Origin of the sequence: Galbibacter pacificus (genome assembly GCF_029603165.1) — a bacterium.
GTDB lineage: Bacteria > Bacteroidota > Bacteroidia > Flavobacteriales > Flavobacteriaceae > Galbibacter > Galbibacter pacificus.
This window is the reverse complement of the sequence record NZ_JAQSVC010000001.1, coordinates 272,947-285,118: the sequence shown is the minus strand read 5'-3', so window position 1 is coordinate 285,118 and position 12,172 is coordinate 272,947. Positions and strand designations below refer to the sequence as shown.

The 12,172-nt window shown below is 39.0% G+C and carries 11 protein-coding genes and 1 riboswitch; of the genes, 1 reads left to right on the top strand and 10 read right to left on the bottom strand.

Annotation, left to right across the window (positions count from 1 at the left end; translation table 11 throughout):
- The first annotated feature begins 120 nt into the window (after positions 1-120).
- On the top strand, positions 121-804 hold the full coding sequence (locus PSF86_RS01295; RefSeq protein WP_277898246.1) for an aspartate/glutamate racemase family protein: 684 nt from the start codon (positions 121-123) through the stop codon (positions 802-804).
- A 109-nt stretch (positions 805-913) separates the two neighbouring features.
- Here PSF86_RS01295 and PSF86_RS01290 read toward each other — a convergent pair whose 3' ends face one another.
- The 10 genes from PSF86_RS01290 to PSF86_RS01245 form a co-directional block, all read right to left on the bottom strand.
- On the bottom strand, positions 914-2,191 hold the full coding sequence (locus tag PSF86_RS01290) for an NAD(P)/FAD-dependent oxidoreductase (RefSeq protein WP_277898245.1): 1,278 nt from the start codon (positions 2,189-2,191) through the stop codon (positions 914-916).
- Between the two features lie 70 nt (positions 2,192-2,261).
- The gene (locus PSF86_RS01285) at positions 2,262-3,029 is read right to left on the bottom strand and encodes a head GIN domain-containing protein (RefSeq protein ID WP_277898244.1); all 768 of its coding nucleotides are present in this window, start codon (positions 3,027-3,029) and stop codon (positions 2,262-2,264) included.
- An 11-nt stretch (positions 3,030-3,040) separates the two neighbouring features.
- Positions 3,041-4,147, bottom strand: coding sequence for an acyloxyacyl hydrolase (locus tag PSF86_RS01280; RefSeq protein WP_277898243.1), 1,107 nt, complete (start codon positions 4,145-4,147; stop codon positions 3,041-3,043).
- A 35-nt stretch (positions 4,148-4,182) separates the two neighbouring features.
- Entirely contained in the window at positions 4,183-5,136 is a 954-nt protein-coding gene (gene metF / locus PSF86_RS01275) for a methylenetetrahydrofolate reductase [NAD(P)H] (RefSeq protein WP_277898242.1), read from the bottom strand.
- 71 nt (positions 5,137-5,207) lie between these two features.
- Positions 5,208-5,447 carry a hypothetical protein gene (locus PSF86_RS01270; protein ID WP_277898241.1) on the bottom strand — a complete coding sequence of 80 codons (240 nt, stop codon included), beginning with the start codon at positions 5,445-5,447 and terminating at the stop codon, positions 5,208-5,210.
- Between the two features lie 155 nt (positions 5,448-5,602).
- Entirely contained in the window at positions 5,603-8,332 is a 2,730-nt protein-coding gene (gene metH / locus PSF86_RS01265; protein ID WP_407933302.1) for a methionine synthase, read from the bottom strand.
- A gap of 45 nt (positions 8,333-8,377) precedes the next feature.
- Positions 8,378-9,385 (bottom strand): homocysteine S-methyltransferase family protein, encoded by a 1,008-nt coding sequence (locus PSF86_RS01260; RefSeq protein ID WP_277898239.1) that lies wholly within the window; start codon positions 9,383-9,385, stop codon positions 8,378-8,380.
- A gap of 103 nt (positions 9,386-9,488) precedes the next feature.
- Positions 9,489-9,659, bottom strand: a riboswitch (SAM riboswitch).
- A 236-nt stretch (positions 9,660-9,895) separates the two neighbouring features.
- Positions 9,896-10,198, bottom strand: coding sequence for a hypothetical protein (locus tag PSF86_RS01255; protein WP_277898238.1), 303 nt, complete (start codon positions 10,196-10,198; stop codon positions 9,896-9,898).
- A gap of 292 nt (positions 10,199-10,490) precedes the next feature.
- A complete protein-coding gene (locus PSF86_RS01250) occupies positions 10,491-11,546 on the bottom strand; it encodes an NAD(P)/FAD-dependent oxidoreductase (protein ID WP_277898237.1) in 1,056 nt (351 codons plus the stop codon).
- Positions 11,547-11,588: 42 nt separating this feature from the next.
- Complete coding sequence (locus PSF86_RS01245) at positions 11,589-12,167, bottom strand: precorrin-2 dehydrogenase/sirohydrochlorin ferrochelatase family protein (RefSeq protein ID WP_277898236.1); 579 nt, start codon at positions 12,165-12,167, stop codon at positions 11,589-11,591.
- Between the last annotated feature and the right edge of the window lie 5 nt (positions 12,168-12,172).

The window sequence follows — 12,172 nt, the reverse complement described above, 5'->3', positions numbered from 1 at the left end:
AATTACATGCTAAAAATTTAATTTTTTAATAACTTGTGCAATGGTAGAATATACAACCGAAATTATGGCGTACTGACTGTAAACATTGGGCACACGCTAAAAAAACAAAAACGCATTAAAATGAAAAAAATAGGATTGGTTGGTGGAATAAGTTGGACTTCAACTTTAGACTATTATAAATATATAAACCAAGGCATAAACGAAAAATTAGGAGGGCTTAATTCGGCTGAATGTATTATATATTCCTTGAATTTTTCTGATATTCAAGATATAGGGTGGACAAACTCTTACGATCTCATTTTCAACGCTTGTAAAAGCTTAACATCCAACAATATAGATTTTATAGTCTTGTGCGCCAATACAGCCCATTTATTTGCTGATGAAATACAGTCAAAAATTAACATCCCTATTATTCATATCGCATCTGCCACTGCAGAAGAAATAAAAAAGCAAAAACTACATAAAGTAGGGCTGTTAGGCACAAAATTTACAATGGAAATGGATTTTTACCGAAATAAACTGAAGGAATATAACATTGAAACCATTGTTCCATCAAAAAAAGAAGATATTGAAGAAATACAGGAGATTGTAAAAAATGAGCTCGGAAAAGGAATTATAAATAAAGAATCAAAATTAAAATTTATACAATACGCAAATGAATTAATAGAAAGAGGAGCAGAAGGCCTCATTTTAGGATGCACGGAAATACCAATGCTAATCGATCAAAAGGATTTCGACTTTCCGGTATTTGATACAACAAAAATTCATGTTGAAAACATTGTAAATTTCACCTTAAATCAATAAAAGTCAACTGCTGTTACTAATGCCAATTATGAAATGGCACCTATCGTAAATTCTATTTTTCTATGTTCCAGGTTGTTGCTTTCTCCTTTGCAACATACAATTAGACAAGCTATTTTACATTCCTTGGTTTAATTATCATTCTAAACGATTGGTCTTTGTGGAAATAATATCCAATCCAATCGTAAAGGGCACGAATACGGTTCCTGTAATTTACCAGTGACATAATATGCACAAAAATCCATATGCACCACGCCAAAAAACCATTGATAAAAAATTTCTCTTTGGGCCCATCGGTTACTGCTTTGTTTCTCCCTATGATAGCCATGGACCCTTTGTCGCTATATTGAAAAGGCTGCCATTGGTCCTCGGTTTTCTTTAAAAAGTTGTCGCCCAGGTTGCGTGCCTGTTGCAAGGCTACTTGCGCCACCTGCGGATGCCCATCGGGATAGGTCGGATCTTTGGTGAGTAAAGCGGTATCGCCAATGGCAAAAATATTATTGTAGGCTTCCAAACGGTTAAACGCATTGGTTTTTAAACGGCGGCCACGCCCGTAATCTTCTTTTTTAAAACCGTCGAATACCTTGGCAGAAACACCTGCGGCCCATATAAGGTTTTTAGATGCTAAAGTAGTCCCATCAGATAAATACACGGTGTCTTCCTTAAAATCCTGTACCAGTGTATCCAATTTCACAATAACACCCAATCCTTCTAATTTTTTCTTGGTGTAATGCTGCGTTTTATCAGACATGGTAGCCAAAACGGAATCTTGCCCGTCCAACAGATAAATATCGCCTAAATCTTCTTTTTTTAGTTCGGGGTAATCTTTCCGGAGGATATTCTTGCGCATTTCGGCCAAAATACCCGAAAGCTCAACACCAGTTGGCCCTGCCCCGGCAATAACAAAAGACAATAGTTTTTTTCTGTGCAATGGGTCTTCTACACGGGTGGCCCTTTCCAATCGGGTAAATACTAAATTTCGCAATGCCAAGGCATCACCAATGGTTTTCATGGGCAAGGACCATTTTTGTACATTTTCATTGCCAAAAAAATTGGTTTCTGTCCCGGTGGCCATTACCAAAATATCATACGTAAGGCTCCCGTTGCTCAATTCAACCCTGTTTTCTTCGGGAATTACTTGCTGCAATGCACCCAACCGAAACCGTACGTTCTCTTTTCCCCTTAAAATCTTCCTGAAAGGATAACTAATGGCCGAAGGTTCCATAAAACCCGATGCTACTTGATACAATAATGGTGGGAAAAAATTATAATTGTTTAAATCTACCAAAATAACTTCGTAAGCAGGCGAATGCTTCAGCTTTTTTATAAGTTCCAATCCGGCAAAGCCCCCGCCAATAACTACAATTCTCTTTTTCTTATCGGTATTCATTTCTTTAACAACTTTTATTTCTTCAAAGTTAGGAGAAACTACCCGGAATAAAGTTAATCTGGTTCAATAATTACTCTTCGTAAATAAGTTTTCCTTTGTAGTGCTCTACTATTTCAACTGTTTGTGGTACGCCTACAGAAATAATATCGCCCGTGCTATAAATATCGCCTTTTAGCAAGGTGGAAGCTTTTACAATTACATCGTTGGAACTCCTGTGGTAAACAGTTGCGTTTTCAACCGGGAAATTACGTCCTTCAAAACGGCCATTTCCGGAAGCCATGTTAATATTCAGGCTTTTTGCTTTTCCGGTCATGTAAATATTGGAAATACCATTGAAGACAATTTGAAACTGATTTACATCAACGTTCAAATAAATAGCTGCACTGGTCAAGTATTCGTTGTTTTGATAATTCTCTGAATAAACCGTTAACTTATCGGTAGTAATGGTGCCTTCAGAACGGATTTCCCGCTGGGTTGCACTGCGTATTTCTGCAATGTCGGGAGCAGTAACAAAAATGGTTGTAAGCTCGTATTTGCGTACATAATTGCAAATATTGTTATTGGTCAATATTAATTGACCGTCTTTTACTTCGGTATGGATGTCGTTCATTAAGTTTTCTCCCGATTCTACCACAACTCTGTATTCGGGCGCTTGTTTTATCACCATTGTTATGCCTTCGTTTACCAAAATACGCGAAAAATCGGTTGCCGGCCTTTCTTCTTGAACAATGGTACCTGCGGTTTGAAAACAATCGTTGGCATCTTCGCTATTGCAGCCTAAAAATACTGTTGCCAACAGCAAACCCGTTATTAAATATATGCCTTGTAGTATTCTCATTTAAAAATATCTTAAAGTCTATAACCAATTCCTATTTCTACCGCTTCTGCTTGTGCAGCATGTGCCTTTACGGTTACCACTCCAAATAGTTTTTTATTTTTGGTGATGTACCCCTTTAAACCGCCCCGCAAATACATTTGCCCTTCGTAATCTATTGGGTAATATACATAATACCCCGCTTGTGCAATAACAGAAAACCTATTGATAAACAGTTCATGCCCAATAAAAATTCCGGCGCGCTTGTAATCTTCGGAACCATCGATGCCTCTTTCGGGATAGGCAATCGAGCTATACTCAATATATTCCTTTAGAAAGTTGGAATAGAACACATCGGTCCCCAGTTGAATGGCACTTTTTTTATTAAGGCGCTTATCGGCATACACCGAAAAAACATAAAAAGGAAACTGGCCGCTATGGATTACATCGCTCTCGTTAACGCCCGTTCTAAACACAAAATTAAAACGTACGGGCTCGGTAAACCTATTTGTTAAGCCTTCGGTTTTTATGTATTCGGGTTTAATGGCATCCAATTGATAATTTACACCTACATTAAGATTAACTGTATTTATACTGGTGTTGGGCGCCTTAGTGTTTCCGTTGGAATAATGCACCAACGTAAGTCCGGCTTGAAGTCCGAATTTATCAAAAATGCGTTCTTTTTTATAATTCAGCATTAAATAAGTGCTGCTCAATAACTTCGACCCAAAAGCAACATTCCTATAATTGTCTTCTTTATCATAAGGGTTTCCGGCTATGGCAATTCCCTGCCCCACCCGGAACATTAAATTTCTGTTGAAAAAATAAAAATTGTAATGCCCGTAAAACGCCACGTTGCTTCCCATGTATTCATTCTTGAAATTATGGTAAATCAAGGAAGCTCCGTAATCGGGATAATTATACAACTGTTCCCATTCTTTATCTCCGTACGTTTTTTTGTTCCAACTGAAAACAACACCCTCGGGATGCGCTGTTATTAGGTGAAGAATGTCGTTATTGTGCCTGGTTATATTTCCATAAAAATAGTTTACATCAAAATAAGATGCATAAGAATTGGTGTTTTCCTGTGCAAAAGAAACACTTGAAAACACCAAGAATAGAATAGCTAGTACGCGTTGCATAATTTTAATTTCGACTGCAAAAATAATCTTATTTATTAAAATAATGCTGAGGCAATAGCCTTAATATTATCGGATTTACCCATTGAGTAGTAATGCAGCAAAGGTACACCTGCTTCTTTTAATTCTTTTGATTGTTCAATGCACCATTCTATGCCCATCTGGCGCACTTCCTTATTGTTCTTACAGGCATCTACGGCATTTACCAAATTTTCGGGAAGGTCTATTTTAAACACTTGCGGTAATAACTGAAGGTGTTTTTTAACCGCAATGGGCTTTATGCCCGGAATAATGGGCACATTGATTCCTGCGGCGCGGGCTTTCTTTACAAAAGCAAAAAACTTGCTGTTGTCGAAAAACATCTGTGTAACAATATAATCGGCTCCGGCATCTACCTTTTCTTTTAATTTATTAAGGTCGAAATCGAGCGAAGGAGCTTCCAAATGTTTCTCGGGGTAGCCGGCAACGCCGATACAAAAATTAAAATCGTCTGCTTTTTCTATAGTTTCATGTAAATATTTTCCTTCGCACATATTGCGTATTTGTTTTACCAAACCGGTTGCATACGTATGTCCGCCATTGGTTGGTTCAAAATAGCGTTGGTGTTTCATGGCATCGCCACGGAGGGCCATTACATTTTCAATTCCCAGATATTGGCAATCTACCAGCATGTATTCGGTTTCTTCTTTTGTAAAGCCTCCACACAGCACATGGGGTATGGTATCTACGTTATATTTATGTTTTAAAGCGGCACATATTCCAACCGTTCCCGGACGCATCCGCGTTATTTTCCTGTCGAAAAGTCCGTCCCTTTCAATATAAACAAATTCTTCACGAGAAGTGGTTACATCTATAAAAGGCGGATTAAACTCCATTAAAGGATCTATATTATCGTACAGTTCCTGTATGTTTTTTCCTTTTTGCGGCGGGATTATTTCAAAAGAAAATAAGGTTTTCCCTTTAGCTTTTTCTATATGTTCGGTTACTTTCATTTTATAGTTGTTCGTTCTCTTTTTCTAGTTGATTATTGTCTGTTCTGTTGGCTTTTCTTTAAAATTTAGACTTACAACAACTGCTTCTTAAGCTCCTCAAAATCACTTTCGTATTCCCAATAAATCCATCTTCCGTCAAGGTAATCTGTTAAAATATATTTTTCGCTTAATGATTTAATCCTTGATATGGCCACTACCTTTATGGAGAAGCCTTTTACATTGACTTCTTCGGTTATTTCTTTGTTTAAGGCATCGAACCCATGAGAAATAACATGGCTCCCTAAAGACAGTTCTATAAATTCTGTTTTCATCTGTTTCTATTTTATTTTTGTTGGTTGCTGGTTTTCAAAGTTAAAGAGTTAATGAGGAGAAAGTTAAGCCTGTTTTATGGTTTATTACCGTTTTTTGTTTTTCCTCACTTCCAAACTTTCAACTTTATAACTTTCAACTCTATAATTATAATTCATCAATCTGCAATATTTGGGTTTAACCATTTGGTAGCTTCTTCAACAGAAATCCCTCTTCGTTTTGCATAATCGGCAACTTGGTCTTCTTTTATTTTTCCCAATCCGAAATATTTACTTTTAGGATTTGCAAAATAATAGCCAGACACCGATGAAGCAGGCCACATGGCCAAACTGTCTGTCAATTTCACGCCAATTTCTTCTTCAACATTCAAAATTTCCCAAATTACTTTTTTCTCCAAATGATCGGGACAAGCAGGGTAGCCCGGTGCAGGGCGTATTCCTTTATAGGATTCTTTAATTAATTCTTCATTTGTTAACTGTTCTGCTGCATCGTAACCCCAAATTTCCTTTCGTACCCGTTCGTGCAAATACTCGGCAAAAGCTTCTGCCAATCGATCTGCAAGGGCTTTTATCATAATGGAATTGTAATCGTCCAGATCTTTTACATACCTATTGGATATCTCATCGACTCCAAATCCGGTAGTTACACAAAAAGCACCGATATAATCTTGTTTTCCATGCTCTTTTGGTGCAATAAAATCGGCCAATGCAATATTGGATGCCCTTTTGTTTTTTTCTGATTGCTGACGAAGGGTAAGAAATTTATTCAGTTCCTTTCCATTTTCGTCATATAATTGAATATCATCATCGTTTACTTGATTGGCTGGGAAAATTCCTAAAATGCCTTTTGCGGTTAACCATTTTTCATCAATAATCCTGTTCAGCATTTCGGTAGCTTCGGCAAATAATTTGGCAGCTTCTTTTCCTACCACTTCATCTTTCAGAATGGCCGGATATTTCCCGTGCAATTCCCACGAACGGAAAAAAGGAGTCCAATCTATATATTTTCTTAATTCATCTAAATTAACTGCTACTTGTTTCACTCCGATAAAATTTGGTGTTTGGGGGGTAAATTCTTCCCAATCCAGTTGTAATTTATTGGCCCGGGCCTGTTTAATGGTTAAAAAATTCTTCTCGCGGGAACGGTTTAAAAAACCTTCGCGAAGCTTATCGTATTCGTTTCGGAGTGAAATTCCATATTCTTCTTTCAACTTCGGGTTTAACAAACTTCCAGCCACGTTTACGGCGCGGGAGGCATCGTTTACATGCACCACCGTTTTAGAGTATTCGGGGGCAATTTTCACGGCTGTATGCGCCCTTGAAGTAGTGGCTCCGCCAATCATTACCGGGATGCTTAAGTTGAGTTTTTCCAATTCTTTGGCCAAGTACACCATCTCGTCCAATGAAGGTGTTATAAGGCCGCTTAAACCAATAATATCCACTTGTTGGTCAATGGCCGTTTGAATAATTTTTTCGGGCGGGACCATTACCCCAAGGTCAATGATCTCGTAATTGTTGCATCCTAAAACCACGCTTACAATATTTTTACCAATATCGTGCACATCGCCTTTTACGGTTGCCATCAATACTTTTCCTGCCGAGCGAGAGTTTTCATCTTTATCGGCTTCAATGAACGGTAACAAATAGGCCACGGCTTTTTTCATTACCCGCGCCGATTTTACCACTTGTGGCAAAAACATTTTTCCGCTTCCAAAGAGGTCGCCCACCACATTCATCCCGTTCATTAAATGTCCTTCGATAACCTCGATGGGTTTATCTACAGCTTGCCGGGCTTCTTCCGCATCTTCTTCTACAAATTCCAATACCCCTTTTACCAACGAATGTGTTATACGGTCTTGTAAACTGCCGTTACGCCATTCCTGTTTTTGCTTTTCGGTTTCCTTGGTGTTTCCTTTTACGGTTTCGGCATAATCCAACAAACGTTCGGTGGCATCGTCGCGCTTATCGAGCAATACATCTTCTACGTATTCCAACAGTTCTTTATCTATCTCATCGTAAATTTCGAGCATTTCGGGGTTTACAATCCCCATGGTCATTCCGTGTTGGATTCCGTGATATAAAAAAGCGGCATTCATAGCTTCGCGAACGGTGTTGTTTCCGCGGAAAGAAAAAGAAACGTTGCTTACCCCACCGCTTATATGCGCATGCGGAAGATTTTCACGAATCCATTTGGTGGCCCGGAAAAAGTCGACAGCATTTTGGCGGTGTTCTTCCATTCCAGTGGCAACCGGAAAAATATTTGGGTCGAATATAATGTCTTGCGGTGAAAATTTAACCTTGTTGACCAAGATATCATACGAACGTTTACAGATTTCAATCCTACGCTCGTAATTATCTGCTTGCCCAACCTCATCAAAAGCCATTACAATAACCGCCGCGCCATAACGCTTAACCAGTTTGGCATGATGGATAAATTGTGCTTCTCCTTCTTTTAAGCTGATGGAATTAACAATACCCTTCCCCTGAACAACCTGAAGGCCGGCCTCGATAATTTCCCATTTGGAGCTGTCTACCATAATTGGTACACGGGCAATATCGGGCTCGGCAGCAATGAGGTTTAAAAAAGTGACCATTGCCTTTTTCCCGTCAAGCATCCCCTCGTCCATGTTGATATCAATAATCTGGGCGCCACCTTCAACCTGGGCACGGGCAACCTCTAATGCTTCATCGAAATTTTCTTCTTTTATCAAACGAAGAAAACGTCTTGAACCCGTTACGTTTGTACGTTCCCCAACATTGATAAAATTAGAATTTTCATCAATTACCAAAGGTTCCAGTCCAGAAAGCACTAAAGGGACACGTTGGTAGTCTTTCGCTATTTGTTGTTGGTTATTGGTGTTATTTTTCACTAACTTATTTTTAGTCATTTTATATAAATTCGTGCTTCAACAAGCTCAGCATGACATCATTCATTAATAATTTTCAACCAAAACTTTTCTCGGTTGATATTCTTTGGCTATTTCAGACAGTAATTTTATGTGGTCGGGTGTGGTACCGCAACATCCGCCAATAATATTCACTACATTTTCTTCCAAATAATTGCGTACCAAAGCTTGCATTTCTTCCGCTGTTTGATCGTATTCGCCAAAATGGTTGGGCAAGCCTGCATTTGGATATGCAGAAATATAAAAAGGCGATTTTTCTGACAATCTTTTTACATAAGGCATCAATTGGTCGGCGCCTAAAGCACAATTAAACCCCACACTTAACAAAGGTACATGCGAAATACTTATTAAAAAGGCCTCGGCCGTTTGCCCGGAAAGTGTTCTTCCCGAAGCATCGGTAATAGTGCCGCTTACCATAACCGGAATATCAATGTTGCGCTCTTCTTTTACCTCTTCAATGGCAAAAAGTGCCGCTTTGGCATTTAGGGTATCAAAAATAGTTTCCACCAACAACACGTCCACGCCACCATCAATCAATCCTTCGACTTGCTGCTTGTATGCAATGCGCAATTCATTGAACGTAATGGCCCGGAACCCAGGATCGTTAACATCGGGCGACATGCTTGCTGTACGGTTGGTCGGCCCCATGGCCCCCGCCACAAAACGCGGTTTTTCTGGCTGTTTTGCCGTAAATTCATCGGCTACTTTTTTGGCAATTGTAGCCGATTCTAAATTGAGCTCGTATACAATATCTTCCAAATGATAATCAGCCATGGCAATGGTGGTGCCCGAAAACGTATTGGTCTCCACGATATCGGCTCCGGCTTCAAAATATTTTGCATGAATTTCTGCAATAGCCTTGGGCTGTGTTATTGAAAGTAAATCGTTGTTCCCCTGCAACGGGTGCCCAAAATCTTTAAACCGTTCGCCACGAAAATCTTCTTCGGTAAATTTATATTGTTGCAACATGGTTCCCATGGCCCCGTCTAGCACCAAAATCCTGTTTTCGAGTTCTTTTTTAATATTTTTTTCCATTTTCTTTTTCTTATAAGAAACAAAACATTGTTCAACAGGGTAAATACCCGTTAAAATAATTACAATAATATGTATCAAGAAGAAAGAAAAAACCGGAAGTTTTTTGTTATCTGTCCACGCCATGCGCGGTAGAACGTAGCACCTTCTTGAGCCCATCCCCAGTCCTTCCCAAAGGGAAAGGAGCTATATACTCACTTCCTTCGGAAAACTGGAAAAGGATTAAGGGTTGCTAAGGCTTCAACGGGTCTAATCCCTTCACCTTTCTTGATAACGTGCAATATTGTTATGAACAAATGAGGTGCAAATATAAGTTAGATTTTAGTGGAATACAAGTGTTTGAAGGCTTAAAAATATGTGATGATTTTTATTTGAAAAACGGATTGAAATATACTCTAAAACCAATGCCAAATGCGCCGTTTAATTGATGATTTTTTAGTGCGTCCATTTCTAGTTTGCTAAGCAAAACCGTTTTATTTGTTGTATGCTTTGTAGAAGCAACATAAATTTTGCCTACAATGTATAGCCAATACGCAAATGAATATCCATTGCCAGACCAGAATCGTATGCATCTATATAATATCCCTCTCCTACACCTACTTGGTAATTAAAATGCTGGCCTATATTTCTTCGGATGCCCCATTTGGGAATAAATGAAATGGTTTCTACAGCTTCTACATTGGCTACGTTATGATGAATTCTCTTTCCTTTAGTTTCGCGCTTTTCAAAATTATAGTAGTACCGTGGCTCAAGAGCAATACTGGGGACCATTGCAAAGCCATCTTCCTCGTATGAACTTCCAAAAACCGGTATCAAACCCTATTTCGCTACACAATGCAATTTTCGGGTCAAACGCGCTTCATTATGCACCCAAATCCCCAATAGTCCTGTTTGGATGCCAAAAATTGACTTTTCCAATTGTGCGTCTTGTGAAAAGGAAGAATTCCACATACAAAAGCATGCTATAAAAAGGAAGCTTATTTTCTTCATTATCGTATTTGTTATTTTTGCAACACAAAGAAGATAAACTCAAAAAAACAACTATTATAAATAAAAAAAAGTAACTTTTTTTCAAAGTTGCTTTAAATAATCTCTATAGGTAATTGAGCTACACTATGCTCTTTACCACTTCTTTTTTAGCTTCTTTTTTGGTGCCGTCAAAACCTTGTACACCCCCTACCGTGGTGTATTTCATGACATATTTCTTATCGGGGAAAATGCGCTGGTAAGCACTTTGGCACATAATGGCCGCCTCGTGGAAACCGGAGAGGATCAACTTTAACTTTCCGGGATAGGTGTTTACGTCCCCAATGGCATAGATCCCCGGGATGTTCGTAGCATAATCGTAAGAATTGTCCACTTTTATCGCATTTTTTTCAATCTCCAGGCCCCAATTCCCGATAGGCCCCAATTTTGGCGAAAGCCCGAACAAAGGGATAAAATTATCCACTTCTATATGAGACTCCCCGTCCTTTAAATGTTTTACGGTTACAGCCTCCAATTTTTCATTTCCGTGCAAATGGGTTACTTCGGCTTCGGTTATGAGTTCGATTTTTCCTTTTTTGGAAAGTTCGGCTACTTTTTCAACCGAATCCAAGGCGCCCCTAAATTCATTTCGCCTATGAACCAAATATACTTCAGAAGCTACCCCGGCCAAGAAAATGGACCAGTCCAATGCAGAATCGCCGCCCCCGGCTATCAATACCTTTTTATCCCGGTAGGCTTCCGGGTCCTTGATCATGTATGCAACGCCATTATCTTCATACCTGGCAATGTTTTCCAGTTGCGGCTTCCTGGGCTCAAAGCTCCCCAATCCCCCAGCGATGACCACTACCGGGGCATGATGTTGCGTGCCTTTGTTTGTTGTTACGATAAAGGTCCCGTCTTCCAGTCTTTCTATGGTCTCTGCACGCTCGCCCAAGGTGTACCCGGCCTCGAATGGCCTTATCTGTTCCAAAAGGTTGTTTACCAAATCCCCCGCTAGAATTTCCGGAAAGGCCGGAATATCATAAATGGGTTTTTTGGGATAAATCTCCGAACATTGTCCGCCAGGTTGCGGCAAGGCATCTATTAAATGACATTTGAGTTTTAACAAACCTGCTTCAAATACCGTGAACAGTCCCGTGGGGCCCGCTCCGATAATAAGTATATCTGTTTTAATCATGACTTCTACTTTTTTTTCTAACTTTTCTAACTTTTTCTTTTTCTATTTTGAAACCAAACTTTTGGTAAACTCGTTTAGTTTCTCAACTTTTTCCTCAAAATTTCCCTTGATGGTTTTTCTATATGCATTCAAATTTTGAACAAGGTCATCGATATTTTCAGGAATCACTTCTTCAAAAAATTGACGCAGTCTTTTGGCTGTTGTAGGCGATTTTCCATTGGTGGAAATGGCTATTTTTACATTTCCTTTGGTAACAATACCGCCCATATAAAAATCGCAATACGGTGGGTTATCGGCTACGTTTACCAATATATTTTTTTCTTTGCAATCTTTATAAACCTGTACATTTACGGTTTCGTCATTGGTCGTGGCTATAACAATGTCTTTTCCTTGCAGGTACTTTTTATGGTATGCATCTTTTATTATTTCTAGACCAAACACTTTTGCTTTGGCTACGGTTTCTTCCCGAAAAAAAGGAGCTAACAAACATACCTTTGCATTTGGACTTGATTTTAGAAGAAATGTTAACTTTTCTAAAGCCACATTTCCACCCCCCACAATAAGTATTTGCAATGCATGTACTTTTAAAAATACCGGATATAGTTCGTTACGCTCCTCCATTTTCT

Bases quoted from the DNA above. Each gene is read 5' to 3' on its own strand.
- PSF86_RS01295 (WP_277898246.1), top strand. From the start codon at position 121: ATGAAAAAAATAGGATTGGTTGGTGGAATAAGTTGGACTTCAACTTTA.
- PSF86_RS01290 (WP_277898245.1), bottom strand. From the start codon at position 2,191: ATGAATACCGATAAGAAAAAGAGAATTGTAGTTATTGGCGGGGGCTTT.
- PSF86_RS01285 (WP_277898244.1), bottom strand. From the start codon at position 3,029: ATGAGAATACTACAAGGCATATATTTAATAACGGGTTTGCTGTTGGCA.
- PSF86_RS01280 (WP_277898243.1), bottom strand. From the start codon at position 4,147: ATGCAACGCGTACTAGCTATTCTATTCTTGGTGTTTTCAAGTGTTTCT.
- metF (WP_277898242.1), bottom strand. From the start codon at position 5,136: ATGAAAGTAACCGAACATATAGAAAAAGCTAAAGGGAAAACCTTATTT.
- PSF86_RS01270 (WP_277898241.1), bottom strand. From the start codon at position 5,447: ATGAAAACAGAATTTATAGAACTGTCTTTAGGGAGCCATGTTATTTCT.
- metH (WP_407933302.1), bottom strand. From the start codon at position 8,332: ATGACTAAAAATAAGTTAGTGAAAAATAACACCAATAACCAACAACAA.
- PSF86_RS01260 (WP_277898239.1), bottom strand. From the start codon at position 9,385: ATGGAAAAAAATATTAAAAAAGAACTCGAAAACAGGATTTTGGTGCTA.
- PSF86_RS01250 (WP_277898237.1), bottom strand. From the start codon at position 11,546: ATGATTAAAACAGATATACTTATTATCGGAGCGGGCCCCACGGGACTG.
- PSF86_RS01245 (WP_277898236.1), bottom strand. From the start codon at position 12,167: ATGGAGGAGCGTAACGAACTATATCCGGTATTTTTAAAAGTACATGCA.